The organism is Euzebyales bacterium, assembly GCA_035461305.1.
Classification (GTDB): Bacteria; Actinomycetota; Nitriliruptoria; order Euzebyales; family JAHELV01; genus JAHELV01.
On record DATHVN010000208.1, the window covers coordinates 1 to 19085 of the forward strand.

Genomic DNA, 19085 nt, shown 5'->3' on the forward strand with positions numbered 1-19085 from the left:
TCGACGACGCGGACACCGCGGCACTGAGGGCAGTCGGCCTCGGCGCCGAGGTCGTCTTGCCACCGGCCTCACCGGTCGTGGATCGGTCGACGTCCGGACGGCGCAGCCGGTGGTCACGACGGCACCGGCCGTTCACCGCGGGCGCCAGGCAGGCCCTCGAGCGAGCCCTTCGCGAGGCCATGGCGCGCCGGCACGGCTGGATCGGCGCCGAGCACGTGGTCCCGGCGCTGTGCGCCCGGGAGGAGCCGGACCCCGGCGTGCACCTCCTCGACACCCTGGGAACGCGCGCCGGCGACATGCGCGCCGAGCTCGAGCGCCGGATGGCGGCCGCCGCGTGAGCGGCGACGCGATCGCGGCGTGGCTGGCGTCTGCGACCGACGAGGCGTTCGCGTACCTGACCACCGTCGGGCGGGTGACCGGCGACCCCCACGAGATCGAGATCTGGTTCGCCGCGCGTGACACCACGGTCTACTTCCTCTCCGGCGGCCGCGACGATGCCGACTGGGTGCGCAACCTGCGGCGGGAGCCACGCGTGACTGTGCGGATCGCCGGTCGGACATCCGCCGGCCTCGCGCGCGTGCTCGCCCCCGACGACCAGGAGGACGCGCTGGCCCGTGGGCTCGTCTGGAGCCGGTACACGAGCGGAGCGCGCGACCTCACGAGGTGGCGCGACACCGCCCTGCCGGTCGCGGTCGACGTCGGTGGCAGCATCCGGCGCGGATGACGTCCCACATCGGTGAGCTCCGGCCGGGCCTGCGGCGTCCGTCAGTGGGGGTGGTCGCCGCCGGCGTGCAGCACGTCGGCGAGCACGTCTGGCAGACGCCCGGGCTCCTCCGCGGCGACCCCGGCGTCGGTGCCGGCCACCTCGCCGATGCCGACGAGCAGGACGCCGGGCGCGGCGTTGCGCACGCGCGCCGCGACCTCGCCGCTGCCGGCGCCCGGGACGGCAGCGTCGACGACAAGCACGCGGCCCCGCGCGGCCGCGAGCCGGTCGGTGGCGGCGTCGACGTCGGCGACCAGCGCGACGACCTGCCACGCCACACCGACCGCCGCGCGCCGCAGCGCCACCTGACGTTCGCGCGTCGGCGCGCACACCACGATCCTGACCGCCGTGCACACGATCAGTGCCCGTCACCAACGTCGTCGTGGTCCCCGGCCGTCTCGATCGGCCCCCCGTCGGGTGCGACCGGCGTCAGCGGTCGGCGGGCGATCTCACCCGGCTCCGCCGCTGCGGAGGTCGTCGTCTCCGCCGAGCCGGTCGCGTCCACAGCTTCGGCGCCGCACCCGACGAGTACGGCGCACCAGAGCAGAGGCAGCAGCAGGACGTGGCGGTGCAGGAGCATGGGTGACCTCATGGCCTCGCAGAGCAGGCAGCCTAGCCGTCCATCCACCCGCCGGCCTCTGAACGACAGGCGGAGCGGACGGGGCCGATCCGACCGCGTCACGCCCGATGTGCGCCATCGACAGCAGTCCTGCGACGATGTCGTCGACCGGGCTCACGAGCGCGGACCGACCATAGGTGGGATCAGTTCGGCGCCGTCGTGCCCTGCACCGCAGCGATACGACACGATCGCGCCGCGAGCGGTGTTGAGCACGCCCTTCAGGTCACTGGGCCAGATCAGCACGTGTGCGTCGCAGCCGTCGCACCAGACGCGCATCATCGCGCACCCCGCAGCCGAGCCGTGTACGCAGGCGCGCGCGTGCCCGCGACAGCGGTGCCCAGGGTGACGAGCAGCCCCCCGACGCGGGCCCGCAGGGGACCGACGCGGTGGATCGAACCCGATGCCCGGCGGGCGGCCGCCGCCAACCTGGCGTGCTCCGCGCGCCGGTGGTAGTCCTCGAGGCGACGATCGGACATGTCGGCCAGAACGTACGGATGCATGGCCGCTCCCTCCTGTAAGGTGTATAACGTAGTTGATGGCTTACACTCTACCCATACCGCCGTAAGGAGTCAAGTGGACTACGAGCATTACACAGATGCGTCCGTCGTGCTGGCTGTCGACCTCATCAACGACTACGGCTCCGCACCACGGATCGCCGCTGGGCGCGGCGAGGAGGCCCCCGGCGATCTCCGTGCGTTCCTCCGTGCGCACGGGCTGGAAGACAGCGGCATCACCAACGCCGACACCCCCGCGGTCACGGAGCTGGCCGACCGACTGCACGAGGTCTTCACCGCCGAGGACGCGGCCCAGGCGGTCGCGGTGGTCAACGCCGAGCTCGCCCGGACCGGCGCGCACCCACAGATCAGCGGCCACGACGACAGCGACTGGCACCTGCACTACGACCCCGCCGACGCGACACCGGTCAACCGTCTCGCCGCGATCGCAGCGATGGGCCTGGCGACCGCGCTGATCACCGGCGGTCTATCGCGGTTCGGACGATGTGACGGCGTCGCCTGCCGGGACGTCTACGTCGACACCTCCCGCAACAACCGACGACGGTTCTGCGGTGACGGCTGTGCCAACCTGGCCCACGTGACCGCGCACCGCGCCCGCCAGCGCGACGCCAGGGGGGCGTGAACGTGGCTCAGTGGCGCGCCCGCTCGATCGCGAGCTCGCGCAACCGGTCGTGCGTGTGGACGCCGTCGCGCTCCTCGACGCGATGCCAGGAGCCGTCCTCGCCGTCCAGCTCCCAGGCCAGCCGGTCGTCGGCCAGTTCGATGTCGAGGATCTCCTGCAGGCGGGCCTTCGCATCCTCGTCGGAGACCGGTAGGACCGCCTCGACGCGCCGGTCGAGGTTGCGCGGCATCAGGTCCGCCGAGCCGATCAGGTAGTCGTAGCCACGCGCCGGCGAGCCGAAGCGGAAGATCCGCGAGTGCTCAAGGAAGTCGCCGACGATCGAGCGGACCTTGATGGTGTCGCTCAGGCCCGGCACGCCGGGGCGCAGGCAGCAGGTGCTCCGCACGATCAGGTCGACCGGCGTGCCCGCATCCGAGGCGTCATAGAAGGCGTCGATCAGGTCCGTGTCGACGAGGTTGTTGACTTTGATGACGATGTGGCCGTCGTCGGCCTCGATCTCGCGCTGCACCAGCGCGGTCAGGCGCGGGCGCAGCGAGCGCGGCGCCACGAGGAGCGTGGAGTAGTCGTCGTGGCGGCTGTAGCCGGTGAGCATGTTGAACAGCTGCGACAGATCGCGGCCGGTGTCGGGGTCGCACGTGAGCACGCCGATGTCCTCGTAGATCCTCGCCGTGCTCGGGTTGTAGTTGCCGGTGCCGATGTGGGCATAGCGGCGCAACGCGCCGTCCTCCTCGCGCACCACCAGCGCCACCTTCGAGTGGGTCTTGAGCCCGATCAGCCCGTAGGCCACATGGACGCCCGCGTCCTCCAGACGCCGCGCCCGCTGGATGTTCGCCTCCTCGTCGAAGCGGGCCTTGAGCTCGACCATCGCGACGGCCTGCTTCTCGGCCTCGGCGGCGCGGATCAGGGCCTCGACGATGGGGCTCTCCTGCTCCGTGGTGCGGTAGATCGACACCTTGATCGCCAGCACCGTCGGATCCCGCGAGGCGTCGACGATGAAGCGCTGCACCGACGCGTCGAAGCTGTCGTAGGGGTGGTGCACCAGGATGTCGCCGCGGGCGATCTCCTCGAACAGCGCGTCCGGCGAGCTGTCGAGCTGCGCCAGGCGGGCCGGCACCTGCGGCTCCCACGGGGGGTCACGCAGCTCGGCCGGACCCGCCCCGTACAGCTCCCACAACGCGGACATGTCGAGCAGGGCGTTGACGAGCGTCACCGCCGACGCGCCGAGGTCGAGCTCACGCAGCAGGCGGTCCGACAGCCAGTCGGGCATCGACGGGTGCCGCTCGAGGCGCACCGCGTTGCCGAACCGGCGCTCGAGCAGGTGGTCCTCGATCGTCTCGAGCAGATCCTCCGCCTCGTTCTCGCGGATGGCCAGGTCGGCGTTGCGCGTGACCCGGAACAGGTGCCACTCCCGGACCTCCATGCCCGGGAACAGGGTGTCGAGCTTGTTGGCGATCACGAGCTCGATCGGGATGAACCGCGTGCCGCTGGGCAGGCGCACGAAGCGGTCGAGCAGCGACGGGACCTTGACGCGCGCCAGCTGGCGACGGGAGCTGCCGGGGTCGTGCAGCACCACAGCCAGGTTCAACGACAGGCTCGAGATGTGCGGGAACGGATGGCCCGGGTCGATCGCCAGCGGCGTCAGGACCGGGAACACCTGGGCGTCGAAGTGGTTGGCGATGTAGGTGTGCTCGTCGTCGTCGAGGTCGTCCCAGCTGCACAGCTCGACGCCGCCAGCCGCCAGACCGGGGGCGACCTCGTCGTTGAACAGCGCCGACTGCTCGTCTGCGAGCTCCTGGGCATACGCGCGCACCGCCGCCAGCTGGTCCGCCGGGGGGATCTGATCAGGCGATACCGTCTCGGCACCGGTCTTGGCCTGCTCGAGCAGGCTGCCGACGCGCTTCTGGAAGAACTCGTCGTTGTTGGTCGCGAAGATGGCCAGGAACTTCGCGCGTTCCAGCACCCGCCGGCGCTTGTCCGCCGCGACCGCCAGCACGCGGGCGTTGAACGACATCGTGGACAGCTCGCGGTTGAGGTAGCGCGCGCTGCCCAGGCCCGACGGTGATGCCGGCGGCGACTCGGACATGGCCCCATCTCCTGACGTCATCTCGTGCGACGGTGCACAGCATGCACGCGACGACCTACCATCACCTCATGGCTTCCCGATTCCGAGACCGAGTAGGCGAGCGGCTGCAACAAATCCGCCTCGCGTTCACCCAGACGCGCGCAGCGGACAACCGGCTCTTGCTCTACATGGTTCTGGCAGCGCTGGCCGGTCTTGTGGTCCCCCTGGCGTTGCTGACATGGCTGGGGTCTCCGGTCCTCGGGATCATCGGCGGGCTGTTCACGGCCGGTGCCAGCGCCATGATCGTGCTGGGCATCCGGGGCCAGAGCGCCGCGATCGCCCGGATCGAGGGGCAGCCCGGTGCCGCCCTGGCGGTGCTCCAGCAGCTGCGAGGCGCCTGGAAGGTCACCCCGGCGGTGGCCTTCAGCGGCAAGCAGGACCTTGTGCACCGCGTCGTCGGCAAACCGGGGGTCATCCTCGTGGGCGAGGGTCGCCGCGCCCGGGTCAGGGCGCTGCTCAAGCAGGAGGCCCGGAAGACGGCGCGGATCAGCGGCGACATCCCCGTGCACGAGGTCAGCGTCGGCGGCGGCGACGGCCAGGTCGAGCTGTCGGACCTGCGCATGCACATCATGAAGTTGCCGCGGGCGATGAAGGCCAAGGAGATCGGGCCCCTTGACCGCCGGCTGCACGCTCTTGGCGGCAGCGACCTGCCGCTGCCGAAGGGCCCGATGCCCAACGTCCGCCGGCCACGCTGAGGGGTCTGCGCCCCGAACCTCGCGGCCGGTGCGCTCGGCCGCAGGCAGCATCGACCGGTGGGCGAGGGGGGACTTGAACCCCCACCTCCTGAACGGAGACAGGAACCTGAATCCTGCGCGTCTGCCAATTCCGCCACTCGCCCGTGGGACGATCAACGCTGCAGCGCGCGGAGTGTAGCATCGCCGGGAGCACCTTGCGGCGCGCACGCCGGCGCGCACCACGCTGCGGCCGTCCCCTGCACCCGCTACCACGAGGAACCGAGCGAACGGATGAGTGTTCTGCGAGATTTTGAACGACGTCTCGAAGGCGCTGTCGAGGGCTTCTTCGCCCGGGCGTTCCGGTCCGGCCTCCAACCCGTCGAGCTCGCGAAGGCCATCCAACGGTATGCCGGGAACTACCAGAACGTCGGCGTCGACGGCGTGTTCGTTCCGAACGTCTACCGCTTCGAGCTGAACCCCCGGGACCACGAGCGCTTCCGCGAGTTCGGCGAGTCGCTGGCCAACGAGCTGAGCGACGTGCTCGTGCGCACCGCGGCCGAGCGCGGCTGGCAGCTGCGTGGTCCCGCGCGCATCGAGCTGGCCATCGACGAGGACGTGCCGCTGGGCACTTACGAGCTGCGCGGCAAGGTCGAAGCCTCCGCCGGCGGCGATGCACGCATGCGCACCTCGGCGCCGTCGCGGGGCGGGGCGCTGGCCGGTACGGCGCATGCGACCCTCGAGCTCGTCGACCAGGCGGGCCAGCAGATCCCCCTGCCGAACCAGGCCGTCGTCGGGCGGATGCCCGGCTGTGACGTGCAGCTCGACGACCCGTCGGTCTCACGCCGCCATGCACGCATCAGCAGGGCGAACCAGGGGTGGCTGATCGAGGATCTCGGTTCGACGAACGGGATCGTGGTCAACGGCGCGACCGTCGACCGGGAATACCTCACGGGCGGAGAGGACATCGAGCTCGGAAACGTCAGGTTGCGCTTCGTCGCAGGTCGCTGACTGCGATGCCACCGATCATTCTGTGGCTGCTGCAGGGGTTCTTCCTACTGCTGCTCTACATCTTCGTGTGGCGCGCCGTGCGCGCCGTGGTCCGGGACCTCCGGGCCGGTCCGGCGCCGCCGCGGCCTGCGCGCACGCGACCCCAGGGAAGCGACAAGGCCGCCGCCCAGCCTCCCGCGAAGCGGGCCGTTCCCAGCCAGCTCGTGGTGCACATCCCGGAGGGACGGCCACGGGTGATCGAGCTCGGGGGCCAGGCCGTGCGCTTCGGGCGTTCGCCGTCGAGTACAGTGCGCCTCGAGGACCCGTACGTCAGCGATGACCACGCACGCATCTACCAGGCGGACGGCAGCTGGATGGTCGCAGACCTGAAGTCGACCAACGGGACGTTCCTCAACCGGGTCAAGGTGACCACGCCGACGCAGATCGCGGCCGGTGATCAGCTCGGGATCGGAAAGACGATCGTCGAGGTCAGGAAGTGACGGTGCGCGGGCACGCGTTGACGGTCCGGGCGTTCGGCGGGACGCATACCGGACGCGTGCGCTCGGGCAACGAGGACAGCTACCTGGTGGGCGACGCCGTCCACGCGGTCGCCGACGGCATGGGTGGCCACCAGGCCGGCGAGATCGCCTCGGACGCAGCCCTCGAGCCGCTGCGTGCGCTCGACATCAGCACCCTCCGGGGTCCCGCCGAGGTCACGGACGCGCTGGCGACCGCCGTCCGTGAGGCCAACACCCTCGTGGTCGAGCGCGCGTCGAACGACCCGCAGCTGGAGGGCATGGGCACGACGTTGACCGCGGTCGCCGTGTGCGACGGTCAGCTGCACGTCGCCCACGTCGGCGATAGCCGCGCCTACCTGCTGCGCGACGCGGAGGACATGAGCCAGCTGACCACCGACCACACGCTGGTCGAGCGACTGATCCAGGATGGGCGGCTCTCGCGCGACGAGGCGGCGACCCATCCGCAGCGCAACGTGATCACCCGCGCGATCGGCCACGAGACGACTGTCGAGGTCGAGGTGCTGCCGCCGATCACCCTGCGCGACGGAGACCAGGTCCTGCTCTGCTCCGACGGCCTGTCCGGCCCAGTCGACGACGCGCGCATCGCCGCGATCCTCGACCAGACCGCGGACGGCGACGAGGCCGTCGCGGCGCTGCTCGCGGAGGCCAACGCCGCCGGCGGTCCGGACAACATCACCACGGTGCTCATCCGCGTCGGCGACCGTTGGGACGGGTCGGCACCCACCGCCACGACAACGGCGACCGGCTCGACCACCCGGCAGCTCGCCACCCGGCCCGCGCAAGGTGGAACCACGACCGCGGTCGACGAGGACGGCGGCGGCGATGCCGGAACCGCCACCACGGACCAGATCACGATCAACAGCGGGAGGCCGCCGTCGGACGAGGCGTGGGCCGAGAAGGTCGGACGCGTCGGCGCCCCACCGGAGGTCGAACCTGCACCGGCACCGACCAGGCGCATCGGCATCGCGCGCGTCGCCACGGTGCTGCTCGCGCTCGCGCTCGTCGCCGGCGTGCTGATCGGCGGTGGCTGGCTGCTGCTGTCACGGTCCTACTTCGTCGGTGAGCACGAGGGCATGGTCGCGATCTTCCGCGGTGTGCCGCAGGAGGTCGCGGGGATCTCCGCCGCGCGGGTGGTACCCACCGAGATCACCACGACGCCCGTGTCGGAGTTCCCGGCGTTCCGCCAGCAGGCGATCGCCGAGGGCCTGACGGCACAGAGCCTGTCCGACGCCCAACGAATCGTCGAGGACCTCCAGGAGCAGCTGCGTGAGAGCCAGGAGCCGGCACCGTCCGTCGGCGTGCCGCTGACCGAGCCCACGCGGGGACCGTGAACGCGTCGCAGACGAAGTTGGAGGCGCGACGGCGGGCCAACACCGAGCTCGGCCTGCTCGTGCTGGCGCTCATGGTCTGCCTGGTCGCCTACGCGCTGGTCGGGCTGGCCCGCGAGCCACAGCTGCCTGCCGGCATGGCCGGGTACGGCGGGATCCTGGCCGTCATCGCCGTCGGGACCCACCTGGTGATGCGGCGCATCGCGCCGGGAGCCGACCCGCTACTGTTCCCGCTGGCGTTCGCGCTCAACGGCCTGGGCCTGGTGATGATCCGCCGGATCGACTACGCCCTGGCGGCCAGCGACGCCTCCGAGCTGGCGCCGTCCCAGACCATCTGGACGATGGTCGGCGTGGGCCTGCTGCTGGCGACCCTGCTGTTCATCCGCGACTACGAGGTCCTGGACCGTTACCGCTACAGCATCGGCATCGCCGCCCTCGTCCTCCTGCTCATGCCGGTGCTGCCGGTCATCGGCGCGAACATCAACGGCGCGAAGCTGTGGGTCCGCGTCGCCGGGCTCTCGATCCAACCGGGCGAGTTCGCCAAGATCGGCCTCGCGGTGTTCTTCGCCAGCTACCTCGCCGAGAACCGGCAGCTGCTGACCGTCGCGACGAACCGCGTGGGGCCGCTGATGGTCCCGCCGGCGCGCGCGTTCGGGCCGGTGCTGGCCGTGTGGGGCCTGAGCCTGGGGGTCCTGGTGTTCGAGCGCGACCTGGGCCTGTCGCTCCTGCTGTTCGGCCTATTCATCAGCATGCTGTACGTCGCGACGGCACGGGTGGCGTACGTGCTCGGCGGCATCAGCCTGTTCGCGCTGGGCGGCTACGTCGCGTACCTGCTGTTCGGCCACGTCCGGGACCGGATCGGGATCTGGCTGGACCTGTGGAACAGCGACGCGTTCGGGGCGGGGCAGCTGCAGCAGTCGCTGATCGCCCTCGGCACCGGAGGCGTCGCCGGCGTCGGCCTCGGCCAGGGACACCCCGACTACATCCCCATCGTCTCGACAGACTTCATCTTCAGCGCGTTCGGCGAGGAGGCCGGGCTGCTCGGGACCACCGCCCTGCTCCTGTGCTACATGCTGTTCATCGGCCGCGGCTACCGGATCGCGATACGTTGCCAGCACGAGTTCGGTCAGCTGCTCGCGATGGGTCTGGTGACCCTCTATGCCTTGCAGGTCTTCATCATCGTCGGTGGCGTGACCAGGTTGATCCCCCTGACGGGCCTGACGCTGCCCTTCGTCTCGTACGGCGGGTCGTCGCTGCTGGCCAACTATGTTCTGGTCGGGCTGCTGATCCGCATCTCGGCCGGCGAGCTCGGGGCCCGCCCTGCACCGCGACGTCGTGGCAGGTCGAAGCGCAGCGACGACGTGGAAGCCGGCGCCACGACCGAGGTCCGCACATGAGTGCTCGACGCGGTGGTCCCACCCGCGGCGTGTCCCCGGATCTTCGACCGACCCGTCACGTGCGGGATCACCGCGCCTCGCAGTCCGAGAACCGGAGGCACACATCATGAGTGCCAGCATCCGCCGGGTCGCCCTGGCGATGGTCGTGCTCTTCGGGGCGTTGTTCATCAACCTCAACTACCTGCACGTGGTGCGGGCGGACGACCTCGTGTCCAACAGCGCCAACGCCCGGCAGCTCATCGAGGAGTACGAGTCCGAGCGGGGCCGGATCCTGATCGGACGAGGCGCCACGACCAGGCCGATCGCCGAGTCCGTCGAGACCAAGGGCCAGCTCAAGTACCTGCGTACCTATCCCAGCGCCCCGTTGTTCGCGCACGTCACCGGCTACTCGTCGCCGATCTTCGGGCGTTCCGAGATCGAGCGGGCGTTCGACGAGGAACTGATCGGCAACGCGCCTGAGGCGTTCGCTCGCAACCTCGCCGACCTGCTGGCCGGCCGCGAGCGTGCGGGGGATTCGGTCCACACGACCGTCAAGGAGGCCGTGCAGCAGACCGCACGCGAGGCGCTCGGCGATCGCGAGGGCGCCGTCGTGGCGCTCGAGCCGACGACCGGCGCAGTGCTCGGACTGTGGTCGTCACCTACCTACGATCCCAACGAGCTGGCCAGCCATCGCCTGAAGGAGGTGCGTGCCGCGTGGGAGCGCCTCAACGACGACCCCGCCAAACCACTGTTGAACCGCGCCGTCCGCGAGTCGTATCCGCCCGGCTCGACCTTCAAGATGGTCACCGCCGCAGCGGCCTTGGAGAACGGCATCAGCCCCGAGCAGACCTTCACGGACCCGGCCGCGCTCGACCTGCCGAAGACGACCTCCACCATCGGCAACTTCGGCGGCAGCACCTGCAACGGTGGCCAGCCGATCACGCTCTTTCAGGCGCTGACGATCAGCTGCAACACCACGTTCGCCCAGATCGGCCTTGAGCTGGGTTCCGAGGCTCTCGCCGAGCAGGCCGCCCGGTTCGGGTTCAACGCCGAGTGGAAGTTCCAGCTGCCCGTCAACGCCGTCAGCGCCGTGCCGTCGGACCTCGACCCGGCGGCCACGGCGCAGAGCGCGATCGGGCAGCGCGACGTGCGCGCGACACCGCTGCAGATGGCGATGGTGGCAGCGACGATCGCCAACGACGGGGTGGTCATGCGACCGCGCATCGTCGACCGCGTCGAGGACACCTCCGGCCGGATCATCAGGGAGTTCCCGGCCGAGGAGCTCGACCTGCCCGGCCAATCCAACGCCCAGGCGCTCAGCCGCAGCTCGGCCATCGCCCTGCAGGCCATGATGGAGAATGTGGTCGACGCCGGCAGCGGCACGGCGGCGGCGATCACTGGAGTCCGGGTCGCGGGCAAGACCGGGACCGCGCAGACTGGTGAGGGTCGCTCGCCGACCGTGTGGTTCGTAGGATTCGCACCCGCACGCAACCCGGCGGTGGCGGTCGCCGTCGTCCTCCCGGACGGCGGGGGCGCCGGAAGCGAGGCGACCGGCGGGGCCATCGCCGGTCCCATCGCCCGGGACGTCATGCAGGCCGCACTCGACACGACGCAGTGACCTCCGCCCGTCAGTCGCGGCAGACAGCGAGGACGAGATGTCAGACGACACCAGGCCCATGAGCGGCGTCCCGACGCTGCTCGCCGGCCGCTACCGGCTTCGGGGGAGCATCGGGCAGGGCGGCATGGCCGACGTCCAGCGTGCCTACGACGAGCAGCTCGACCGGGAGGTCGCGGTCAAGATCCTGCACGCGCGCTACGCCGACGACCCGAACTTCCTGCTGCGCTTCCGGCGGGAGGCCCAGTCGGCGGCCAGCCTGAACCACCCGAACATCGTCAGCGTGTACGACGCGGGCGAGACCGACGGCCGCCCCTTCATCGTCATGGAGCTGGTGCGCGGGCGCAGCCTGCGCGAGCTGACGCGCACGGAGCGCATCACCGCGGATCGGGTCACCGAGATCGTCGGCGACGCGGCGCTGGCACTGAACTACGCGCACGAGCACGGGCTGATCCACCGTGACATCAAGCCGGGCAACATCCTCATCTCCCACGACGGTGAGGTGAAGGTCACCGACTTCGGCATCGCCCGTGCCGTCAATGCCGAGACCATCACCGAGACCGCCTCGGTCTTCGGCACCGCCGCCTACGTGTCGCCCGAGCAGGCGCAGGGCGACACCGTCGACCGGCGCACCGACGTCTATTCGCTGGGGTGCGTGCTGTATGAGCTGCTCGCGGGCCAGCAGCCGTTCCACGCCGACTCGCCCGTCGCGCTCGCCTACCAGCACGTGTCGGCCATGCCGCCAGCGCCGTCCGAGCTCTCGGACGAGTCGACCCCCGAACTCGACGCGATCACGTTGAAGGCGATGGCGAAGAACCCCGACGACCGTTACAAGACGGGCCGGGAGTTCAACGCCGACCTCGAGCGTGCGCGTGCCGGCGTGCCGGTGACCGCTCCGATGGCCGGAGCGTGGGCCGCGACCCAGGCGGCCGACCACTGGAACGAGCAGACGGTCGTGTCGTCCGGCGTGCCTGCCGGCACCGAGACACGGCCCGTCGAGGAGGACGCCTACTACGACGACCGCTACGAGGAGGAGGAGCCGCGCAGCCGTGCGGGGTGGATGATCGCGGCGATCGTTCTGCTCCTCGCACTGCTGGCGGGTGGCTGGTGGCTGATCACCAACCTCGGCGCGGAGCAGGAAGCCACCGCCCAGGTGCCCGACGTCGTCGGCCTGACCCAGGACGAGGCGACCGAGTTGCTCACCAGGCAGGGCTTCACCGACATCCAGATCAAGACGGTCGAACGCTCCGGTGCCGACGTCGACGAGGTCGTCGAACAGGATCCGGAGCCCAGCCAGGAGGAGGTGCCGGTCGAGTCGACGACGATCACGCTGACCGTCAACCGCAGAGCCCCGCCGGTCGCGGTCCCCGACGTCACCGGCGACACCCGCCGGCAGGCCCGGCAGCAACTGAACGACGTCGGCCTCCGGGTGGGCAACGTGGCCGAGGAGGCGAGCGACACCGTCGACGAGGGCCGGGTCATCCGGACCGACCCGACCGCGGGGACCGAGGTGCCCGAGGACACCGAGGTCGACCTCGTCATCTCGACCGGCTCGAACCAGGCGGAGGTCCCCGACGTCGTCGACCGGTTCCAGGAGGACGCTGAGCAGGCGCTCAACGACGCCTGCGACCCGCAGCCGTGCTTCGGCGTGTTCGTGAGCGAGGAGTTCAGCAACACCGTCGAGGAGGGCCGGGTCATCCGACAGTCGCCGGTGGGTGGCCAGCTCGCACGCAAGGGCTCGGACGTGACGCTGGTCATCTCCCGCGGCCCGGAGCAACAGCCCGAGCCCGAGCCCAAGCCCGAGCCGACGACGACCGAGGTGCCCGACGTCATCGGCGACGACATCCAGGATGCCCAGGCCACACTGCAGGAGGCCGGCCTGGCCATTGGCGAGGTCGTCGAGGAGCCCAGCGACCAGTTCGACGTGGGCGAGGTCATCGCGACGGATCCCGAGCCGGGCGACGTGGTCGAGGAGCAGACCCCCGTCGCACTGCTCGTGTCCACCGGACCCGAGCAGACGTCCGGTGACGGCGTCAGCGGTGGCAACGGTGGTGGAGGTGGCGGCAACGGTGGCGGGGGCGGCGACGGCTGATCAGCCATCGAGCAGGGCCTCCGCTGCGGCGAGGCCGCTCCGCGCGCATCCTCGATCCTGGCGTGCCCGAACGCCGTCGTCGGCGAAGGCCACAGGCGCGCCGTGGAGCCGGGCGACGAGTGATGCCTGCGCGACCAGGTCGCGTGGCCGGGCGTAGCGCCACCGCGTGACCTGCCACGTCAGGACGGTCGCCGAGCCCAGCCAGGGCTGCAGCCACGCGAGCAGCGTGGAGCCGACCACGTCGTCGGGCGCGTCGTACCAGGCACCGCTCCATCCGCCCGATGCGTGCAGGGTGGCGGCCGGTCGCGCCGACACGTCCTTGCGTGCGTTGTCGGCGAGCCGTCGAGGAGACGGACGGTGCTGCCGGCGTCGACGAGCGCCCGCGCGGCGGTAAGACCGGGCGAGGTCCTGCGACGACGACGTCGGGGTCAGCCAATCGGCTGTGGCGCCGCCCGGCGGACGAAGCTGCGCAGCAGGTCCATTCCGGCGGTGGTCAGGATGGACTCCGGGTGGAACTGCACACCCTCGATCGGGCGGCTGCGATGGCGCAGGCCCATGATCAGGCCGTCATGCGTGCGTGCCGTGACCTCGAGCACCTCGGGCAGGCCCTCGTCGGCGACGATCAGGGAGTGGTAGCGGGTCGCCATGATCGGGCTGGGCAGGTCGGCGAAGATGCCGGCGCCGCCGTGGTGGATCTGCGACGTCTTGCCGTGCAGCAGCTCGGGCGCCCGCACGACCCGGCCACCGAACACGTGCGCGATGCACTGGTGCCCGAGGCAGACGCCCAACAGCGGTACCCGGTCCCCAAATGTCGCGATCACGTCGTTGGAAAGCCCGGCGTCGAGCGGGGTCCCGGGACCCGGCGAGACGACGATGCCGTCCGGCGCCGCGGCACGCACGTCGTCGAGCTCGAACGCGTCGTTGCGCGCCACCTCGACCCGCGCGCCGAGCTCACCGAGCTCCTGGACCAGGTTATAGGTGAAGCTGTCGTAGTTGTCGATCACGAAGAGCCGAACCGCGGTCATGCCCACATGCTAGGGGCCTGGGAACGAAGGGCTGCCACGGTTCGGGTCGTCATGCAGGAGCAGGTAGCCCTCGCGGTCGAGGGTCGCGTCGCAGCCGGCGTCGACCCACGCGTCGAAGTCCAGCTGAGGCCCGCGGAGCCACAGCCGCCCCACGTCGCCGAGCGGCCGACGATCGCCCGTATCGGGATCGACGACCACGGCGTCGGTGTCAGGCAGTGGCAGGCCAACGCTCGCCGGTCGCACGCGACCGTAGATCGGATCGGCGTGCGTCACGAGACCGTGGATCCCCCACGCCCGCCGGATGCGGCCCTTGTCGGTGAGCTGCTCGAGCTGTGCACCGACCTCATCGTCCAGACCGTCGGTGGAGACCGCGATGCGCACCGAGCCGAGGGTCCCCCGCCGCCACGACGACCGGAGCAGGTCGCCGGCGACGGCTGCGTCGAACGGCAGGATCGTCGGTCCGGAGCGCACGGCCGTCCGCTGCCGCTGCGCGGCGCGGCTCTCGTCGACCAGGATCATCCTCCCCGCCGACAGCACCGTGCTGAGCAGCCACACGACGCCGATCAGCGACGACAGCGGCACGGCGAGCAGGACGCGCTCGTCGCCCGCGACGATGTCCGGAAGCCACAGTCGCAGCTGGAAGCAGTTCACGACGAGTGCGCGCTCGGTGGCCGTCGCGCCGTCGGCCGTGACGACCGGTTCCTCCGCCGGCACCGCCGTCCCGGCGGGGGCGGGATGGCTGCGCCGGATCAGGTCCACGAACCGCAGCACGCGCTCCGTCTCGGTGATGCGTGGGAACCGCCCGCGCAACGATGCCATCACGTTGCTCGGGAACGGCAGGTAGTCGCTGCGCCCTGTCACGATGACGGTCGCATCGTCGCCCAGCGACGGCCGTGCCGACGCGACGCCGTCGGCGTACCACTGGTCCAAGGTCACCACGACGTGCGGGTCCGCGGCCACCAGCTCACCGGGATCCGAACGCTCGCGCAGGGCGACCGACGCCCCGACGCGCCAGGCGGCGAAGAGCGCGATCACCAGTTGCGGACAGTTCGGTAGCGCCACGGCAACCCGGTCGCCGACACCGACACCGAGGGTCGACAGCGCCATCGCCAGTCGGTCTGCGTGGTCGGCCAGCTTGCGGTACGTCATGCGGTGACGGCGGTACTCGACCGCGACGACGTCGGGGAAGTCCTGCGCCGCATCATCAAGCAGCCGGCCGGCGGGCACGGCTGGATAGCGGTAGGTGGCAGGTACCCCCGCCGGGTACGCCGCGGCCCATGGCGCCTCCGCCGGATCCCAGCCGGACATCGGTCGGGCCATCGTCAGCCCGGCACGGGGTTGGCGACGAACAGTCGGTCGACGTGTCGGTCGCACTGCGTGCGCAGAACGTGCTGTGCGCGGTCGGCCGTGACGCTGGTGAACAGGGGCGCGTACACGAGGTACAGCAGCACGCCGGCACCGCATGCCAGCAGGGTCCACCAGAGCACGCCGGTCACGCGGGTGCTCAAGGGCCGCGCCCCGGTGGTCGTCTTCGAGGTCAACGTCGAGACCGTACCATGAGCCTCAGCAGTGAGACGTACGGAGCGGACCGTGCCGAAGTCCAGATCGAAGCGCTCGACCTACATCCCACCGAAGCCACCGAAGCCGAGGCCGAGCCCTCGCTGGGTGCCGGTGCTGGGCATGTCACTGATCGGTCTCGGGTCGCTGATCCTGATCGTGATGTACCTCATTCCAGGGTTGCCGGGGGGCAACATCAATCTGATCATCGGCTTCGTCCTCATGGCGGGCGGCCTGGTCACGCTGAGCCGCTGGCGGTGACATCGGGCGCCGCACGCGCGACACTTCTGTCAGTCGACGAACCCCATCTGTGAGATTTCCCCAATGTCATCCACAGGTGGGGATAACGTGGCCGTCCGGTCCTCCGCCCCTATCCACATGGTTATCCACAGGTGTGGATGCCTCATCGGTCCTCGCTGAGGCGTTCGCGGAGGATCTCCACGCGCTCGCGCATCCGTTCTCCACAGTGGCGCGGTGGACTCTGGGTGCCGCGCACGAGCAGCAGCATCTCGGCGCCACAGCCCGCGCACCAGTAGGTGGTCCGCTCGGTGGTCGGATCGACCGGTGCTGGGTCGCCGTCGGGGATGTGCGCCGCGCCTGCCTGCAGCGACATGAGCGACCCGATCCCGAACCAGAGGATGGCCGCTCCCAACAGAGGCGCGAAGACGTAGGCCGCCGGCACGTCGGTGAATGCCACGACGAGGACGGCAACCGCGACGACGAGGACAGCGGTGATACCACGACCCATGCGACGGCCTCCCGATCCGCCGAAGCCAACAGTACCGTCCCACCCGGCGTGTCTCGTCCCCGCGAGCGGGTACGACCCGGCCGTGCTCCACGCCCCCCTGCTCGCAGCCGTCGCACCACCGCTCGCAGCGAGCGGTGGCGATCCGTCGGAGCTCACGGGCCTGATCGGATGGATCGCCGACGTCATCGAGCTGCTCGGCGCCATCGGCGTGGGCGTCCTGACGCTGGCCGAGGTGTTCTTCCCACCGATCCCCAGCGAGCTCGTGCTGCCGATGGCCGGGTTCCTCGCGGGGCAGGGCCGGCTCAACCTCGTGGCTGCCGTCGTGGCGTCGACCGTCGGGTCCACGGCTGGCGCACTCGCGCTGTACCGGCTCGCCGGTGCCTGGGGCAACCAGCGCGTGCGGCGGGTGCTCGGCACACTGCCCCTCATGGAGGCCGAGGACCTCGACCGGGCCGAGGCTTGGTTCGACCGCAACGACCGCTCCTCGGTGTTCATCGGGCGCCTCGTGCCCGGTGTCCGCAGCCTGATCTCTTTGCCGGCCGGCTTCCGCCGGATGCCCCTCGGGTCGTTCATCGCCCTCACGCTGCTGGGCAGTGCCATCTGGAACACCCTGCTGATCGCGGCGGGCTACCTGCTGGGTGACCACTGGCGCAACGTCGGCGAGTACTCGGACTGGTTCAACTACGCCGTCATCGCGCTGCTGCTCGGCGCTGTGGTCAAGTTCGTCTGGAGCCGCCGCGACCGCATCTCGTTGACCAGCAGCAGCTGACCGTCGGTCCGGTCCTCCGGCCCCATTCGCGTACGCGTACACAAATGGCGCGGAGACACGTTAGGACCGCAGATGCGGCGGATTCAGGCGCACGGCTGCTCCCGGGACGCGGTGATCCCGTCGAGCCCGGCGTCGTCGTGATGGACCGCGGCCAGATCACCTATGCAGGACGCGAGATGCTGCGCGCAGGGAGGCGGTGCTGCTCGCCGACCTGGGGCATTGGCACCCGACGTGGTCATCACGGCGGCGACCGTCACGGACCACGCACGCTTGGGGCCGCGGGCTCCGCGATCCGGCCTGCTCGCCGACGGCTACGACGCCGACGTCATCACCCTCGACTGGACCCCGCTCGACGACATCGCGGTCCTCGCGGATCCCGACTGCATCACCGCGTCTGGCAGGCCGGCCACCGGGTCCCTGGTGTCGGATCCCGCGGCTGACCGTCGGTGCCTATCGGGACGCGTTCCAGAGCCGACGTGCCAGGACCCGTAGCATGGCCAGCGCCACCTGTGGCTCCGACTCGATCAGGGCCGTGAAGTCATCGCGTGCGAGCGCAAGGACGCGCACCGGCGTCGCGGCCCGGACCCGCACCGAGTGCACGGCCCCGTCGAACAGCAACGCGAGCTCGCCGATGAACTCGCCGGCTCCCAGCTCCACGATCCCGTTGGGGCGCTCGACGACCACCGTCCCGTCCTCGATGATGAACAGGCCGGAGCCGGCCTGATCAGGCTGGATCAGCACATGGCCGGCAGGGACCTCGTGCTCACTGGCGGCCGCCAGCACGCGATCGAGCCCCTCGTTGCTCACGCCCGCGAACAACGGGACGGAACGCAGGTGCTCGATCCGGTCGGACTCGGTCAGGTCGCTCATTGCGCAGTCCTATCACGCACGCACGCGGGACCGCAACGAGGACAGGCCAGCCCGTGGACCCTGCCGGAATCGAACCGGCGACCTCCACCTTGCAAAGGTGGCGCTCTACCAATTGAGCTAAGGGCCCTGGGGTGTCGCGCGCGGGCGTCAGGCGCCCTGCGGCTCCTCCCAGATCGACTCGTCGAACTCGCGGTCGCGCTGGCGCTTGAGGAACGCGGTGACCGCGGCAGCGGCGAGAGCGAGGAGGATCAACTTGCGCATGGGCGAACCTCATGTCGTGATCGGCAGGTCACCTGACCAAACCCGCGTGTCGTGGGCCATCGAGGACTTGAACCTCGGACCTCGCCCTTATCAGGGGCGCGCTCTAACCGCCTGAGCTAATGGCCCGCGTGGGACTCGTGAGTCTAGCGGGCGCCACGAACCGATGCAGTCCGTGCGGTGCTGAACCACGGCGCCTACTCGTCCTCGGCGAGATCGACACGAATCCCCCCGATCAGATCAGCGACCAGATTGTACAGGAACGCCAGGAACACGTTGACCGCGGACCAGAAGATGACGCCGAGCACACCGATGAGGAAGAACGCCCGCAGGATGTTGCCCGTGTTGATCCGCAGTGCGATGTTGAGCGCCCCAGCGATGTCCGTCACCTGGTCGATCAGGCCGAGCCGCGTGATGAAGGCCCAGAAGACCGCGTTGGCGAGCATCGCGATGACCAGCATGCACGTGTAGAAGACCACGCTGATCTTGAGGACCGACCACGGATCGACGCGGCGGACCATGATGTCGCGGCGGATGAGCCGACGCGTCGGCCTGGTGTTGGCAGGGCGGGCGCTGGTGGCGACCGCCCGGGTGCGCGCGGTCACG

At 70.5% G+C, this 19085-nt stretch carries 23 protein-coding genes and 3 tRNA genes; 12 read left to right on the plus strand and 14 right to left on the minus strand.

The window, feature by feature from the left end:
- Both VK923_18930 and VK923_18935 read left to right on the plus strand, forming a co-directional pair.
- On the plus strand, positions 1-338 hold a 338-nt coding region (locus tag VK923_18930; protein ID HSJ46757.1), incomplete at its 5' end, for a hypothetical protein.
- Positions 335-724, plus strand: coding sequence for a nitroreductase family deazaflavin-dependent oxidoreductase (locus tag VK923_18935; GenBank protein HSJ46758.1), 390 nt, complete (start codon positions 335-337; stop codon positions 722-724). The genes VK923_18930 and VK923_18935, both read left to right, overlap by 4 nt.
- Before the next feature lie 41 nt (positions 725-765).
- On the opposite strand, the gene VK923_18940 is transcribed toward VK923_18935, so the two are convergent.
- The 3 genes from VK923_18940 to VK923_18950 all read right to left on the minus strand — a co-directional run bounded on the left by VK923_18940 (position 766) and on the right by VK923_18950 (position 1882).
- Positions 766-1095 carry a hypothetical protein gene (locus VK923_18940; GenBank protein ID HSJ46759.1) on the minus strand — a complete coding sequence of 110 codons (330 nt, stop codon included), beginning with the start codon at positions 1093-1095 and terminating at the stop codon, positions 766-768.
- Between the two features lie 26 nt (positions 1096-1121).
- Positions 1122-1343 (minus strand): hypothetical protein, encoded by a 222-nt coding sequence (locus VK923_18945; GenBank protein ID HSJ46760.1) that lies wholly within the window; start codon positions 1341-1343, stop codon positions 1122-1124.
- Between the two features lie 314 nt (positions 1344-1657).
- The gene (locus VK923_18950; protein ID HSJ46761.1) at positions 1658-1882 is read right to left on the minus strand and encodes a hypothetical protein; all 225 of its coding nucleotides are present in this window, start codon (positions 1880-1882) and stop codon (positions 1658-1660) included.
- A gap of 73 nt (positions 1883-1955) precedes the next feature.
- On the opposite strand from VK923_18950, the gene VK923_18955 reads away from it, so the two are divergent.
- Entirely contained in the window at positions 1956-2519 is a 564-nt protein-coding gene (locus VK923_18955) for a CGNR zinc finger domain-containing protein (GenBank protein HSJ46762.1), read from the plus strand.
- A gap of 7 nt (positions 2520-2526) precedes the next feature.
- On the opposite strand, the gene ppk1 is transcribed toward VK923_18955, so the two are convergent.
- Positions 2527-4602: a polyphosphate kinase 1 gene (gene ppk1, locus VK923_18960; protein HSJ46763.1), complete on the minus strand. Its 2076-nt coding sequence runs from the start codon at positions 4600-4602 to the stop codon at positions 2527-2529.
- 68 nt (positions 4603-4670) lie between these two features.
- Between ppk1 and VK923_18965 the strand changes: the two genes are divergently transcribed.
- Positions 4671-5336 (plus strand): DUF4191 domain-containing protein, encoded by a 666-nt coding sequence (locus VK923_18965; protein ID HSJ46764.1) that lies wholly within the window; start codon positions 4671-4673, stop codon positions 5334-5336.
- A 58-nt stretch (positions 5337-5394) separates the two neighbouring features.
- Here VK923_18965 and VK923_18970 read toward each other — a convergent pair.
- Positions 5395-5479 (minus strand) — tRNA-Leu (locus VK923_18970).
- A 127-nt stretch (positions 5480-5606) separates the two neighbouring features.
- Between VK923_18970 and VK923_18975 the strand changes: the two genes are divergently transcribed.
- The 6 genes from VK923_18975 (at position 5607) to pknB (ending at position 13252) form a co-directional block, all read left to right on the plus strand.
- Complete coding sequence (locus VK923_18975; protein ID HSJ46765.1) at positions 5607-6323, plus strand: DUF3662 and FHA domain-containing protein; 717 nt, start codon at positions 5607-5609, stop codon at positions 6321-6323.
- Between the two features lie 5 nt (positions 6324-6328).
- Positions 6329-6802 (plus strand): FHA domain-containing protein, encoded by a 474-nt coding sequence (locus VK923_18980; GenBank protein HSJ46766.1) that lies wholly within the window; start codon positions 6329-6331, stop codon positions 6800-6802.
- Positions 6799-8172, plus strand: a complete 1374-nt coding sequence (locus tag VK923_18985) for a Stp1/IreP family PP2C-type Ser/Thr phosphatase (GenBank protein ID HSJ46767.1) — start codon at positions 6799-6801, stop codon at positions 8170-8172. Before VK923_18980 ends, VK923_18985 begins: the two co-directional genes overlap by 4 nt.
- Positions 8169-9566 carry an FtsW/RodA/SpoVE family cell cycle protein gene (locus VK923_18990; protein HSJ46768.1) on the plus strand — a complete coding sequence of 466 codons (1398 nt, stop codon included), beginning with the start codon at positions 8169-8171 and terminating at the stop codon, positions 9564-9566. The genes VK923_18985 and VK923_18990 overlap by 4 nt, the downstream gene beginning before the upstream one ends.
- Before the next feature lie 106 nt (positions 9567-9672).
- Positions 9673-11163 carry a penicillin-binding protein 2 gene (locus VK923_18995; protein HSJ46769.1) on the plus strand — a complete coding sequence of 497 codons (1491 nt, stop codon included), beginning with the start codon at positions 9673-9675 and terminating at the stop codon, positions 11161-11163.
- Positions 11164-11200: 37 nt separating this feature from the next.
- Positions 11201-13252, plus strand: coding sequence for a Stk1 family PASTA domain-containing Ser/Thr kinase (gene pknB, locus VK923_19000; GenBank protein ID HSJ46770.1), 2052 nt, complete (start codon positions 11201-11203; stop codon positions 13250-13252).
- Here pknB and VK923_19005 read toward each other — a convergent pair whose 3' ends face one another.
- The 4 genes from VK923_19005 to VK923_19020 all read right to left on the minus strand — a co-directional run bounded on the left by VK923_19005 (position 13253) and on the right by VK923_19020 (position 15818).
- The gene (locus tag VK923_19005) at positions 13253-13567 is read right to left on the minus strand and encodes a hypothetical protein (GenBank protein ID HSJ46771.1); all 315 of its coding nucleotides are present in this window, start codon (positions 13565-13567) and stop codon (positions 13253-13255) included.
- 113 nt (positions 13568-13680) lie between these two features.
- The gene (locus tag VK923_19010; GenBank protein ID HSJ46772.1) at positions 13681-14277 is read right to left on the minus strand and encodes an aminodeoxychorismate/anthranilate synthase component II; all 597 of its coding nucleotides are present in this window, start codon (positions 14275-14277) and stop codon (positions 13681-13683) included.
- A gap of 9 nt (positions 14278-14286) precedes the next feature.
- A complete protein-coding gene (locus VK923_19015; protein HSJ46773.1) occupies positions 14287-15585 on the minus strand; it encodes an AMP-binding protein in 1299 nt (432 codons plus the stop codon).
- Positions 15586-15599: 14 nt separating this feature from the next.
- The gene (locus VK923_19020; GenBank protein HSJ46774.1) at positions 15600-15818 is read right to left on the minus strand and encodes a hypothetical protein; all 219 of its coding nucleotides are present in this window, start codon (positions 15816-15818) and stop codon (positions 15600-15602) included.
- A gap of 28 nt (positions 15819-15846) precedes the next feature.
- Here VK923_19020 and VK923_19025 point away from each other — a divergent pair, with 28 nt between their 5' ends.
- Positions 15847-16095 carry a cell division protein CrgA gene (locus VK923_19025; protein ID HSJ46775.1) on the plus strand — a complete coding sequence of 83 codons (249 nt, stop codon included), beginning with the start codon at positions 15847-15849 and terminating at the stop codon, positions 16093-16095.
- Between the two features lie 142 nt (positions 16096-16237).
- Here the strand turns inward: VK923_19025 and VK923_19030 are convergent, their stop codons facing one another.
- A complete protein-coding gene (locus tag VK923_19030; protein ID HSJ46776.1) occupies positions 16238-16582 on the minus strand; it encodes a hypothetical protein in 345 nt (114 codons plus the stop codon).
- 82 nt (positions 16583-16664) lie between these two features.
- Between VK923_19030 and VK923_19035 the strand changes: the two genes are divergently transcribed.
- The gene (locus tag VK923_19035; GenBank protein ID HSJ46777.1) at positions 16665-17351 is read left to right on the plus strand and encodes a DedA family protein; all 687 of its coding nucleotides are present in this window, start codon (positions 16665-16667) and stop codon (positions 17349-17351) included.
- Between the two features lie 450 nt (positions 17352-17801).
- Here VK923_19035 and VK923_19040 read toward each other — a convergent pair whose 3' ends face one another.
- The 4 genes from VK923_19040 to VK923_19055 form a co-directional block, all read right to left on the minus strand.
- Positions 17802-18221: a cyclic nucleotide-binding domain-containing protein gene (locus VK923_19040; GenBank protein HSJ46778.1), complete on the minus strand. Its 420-nt coding sequence runs from the start codon at positions 18219-18221 to the stop codon at positions 17802-17804.
- Between the two features lie 54 nt (positions 18222-18275).
- Positions 18276-18348: transfer RNA gene (locus tag VK923_19045), tRNA-Ala, on the minus strand.
- Positions 18349-18534: 186 nt separating this feature from the next.
- A tRNA-Ile gene (locus VK923_19050) sits at positions 18535-18608 on the minus strand.
- Between the two features lie 68 nt (positions 18609-18676).
- The gene (locus VK923_19055) at positions 18677-19084 is read right to left on the minus strand and encodes a DUF3566 domain-containing protein (protein ID HSJ46779.1); all 408 of its coding nucleotides are present in this window, start codon (positions 19082-19084) and stop codon (positions 18677-18679) included.
- Between the last annotated feature and the right edge of the window lies 1 nt (position 19085).

What these genes read in the sequence shown, in the direction of transcription:
- VK923_18945 (HSJ46760.1), bottom strand. Translation starts at nt 1,343, where the DNA reads ATGCTCCTGCACCGCCACGTCCTGCTGCTGCCTCTGCTCTGGTGCGCC.
- VK923_18950 (HSJ46761.1), bottom strand. Translation starts at nt 1,882, where the DNA reads ATGCATCCGTACGTTCTGGCCGACATGTCCGATCGTCGCCTCGAGGAC.
- ppk1 (HSJ46763.1), bottom strand. Translation starts at nt 4,602, where the DNA reads ATGTCCGAGTCGCCGCCGGCATCACCGTCGGGCCTGGGCAGCGCGCGC.
- VK923_18965 (HSJ46764.1), top strand. Translation starts at nt 4,671, where the DNA reads ATGGCTTCCCGATTCCGAGACCGAGTAGGCGAGCGGCTGCAACAAATC.
- VK923_18975 (HSJ46765.1), top strand. Translation starts at nt 5,607, where the DNA reads ATGAGTGTTCTGCGAGATTTTGAACGACGTCTCGAAGGCGCTGTCGAG.
- VK923_18980 (HSJ46766.1), top strand. Translation starts at nt 6,329, where the DNA reads ATGCCACCGATCATTCTGTGGCTGCTGCAGGGGTTCTTCCTACTGCTG.
- VK923_18995 (HSJ46769.1), top strand. Translation starts at nt 9,673, where the DNA reads ATGAGTGCCAGCATCCGCCGGGTCGCCCTGGCGATGGTCGTGCTCTTC.
- pknB (HSJ46770.1), top strand. Translation starts at nt 11,201, where the DNA reads ATGTCAGACGACACCAGGCCCATGAGCGGCGTCCCGACGCTGCTCGCC.
- VK923_19010 (HSJ46772.1), bottom strand. Translation starts at nt 14,277, where the DNA reads ATGACCGCGGTTCGGCTCTTCGTGATCGACAACTACGACAGCTTCACC.
- VK923_19015 (HSJ46773.1), bottom strand. Translation starts at nt 15,585, where the DNA reads ATGTCCGGCTGGGATCCGGCGGAGGCGCCATGGGCCGCGGCGTACCCG.
- VK923_19030 (HSJ46776.1), bottom strand. Translation starts at nt 16,582, where the DNA reads ATGGGTCGTGGTATCACCGCTGTCCTCGTCGTCGCGGTTGCCGTCCTC.
- VK923_19040 (HSJ46778.1), bottom strand. Translation starts at nt 18,221, where the DNA reads ATGAGCGACCTGACCGAGTCCGACCGGATCGAGCACCTGCGTTCCGTC.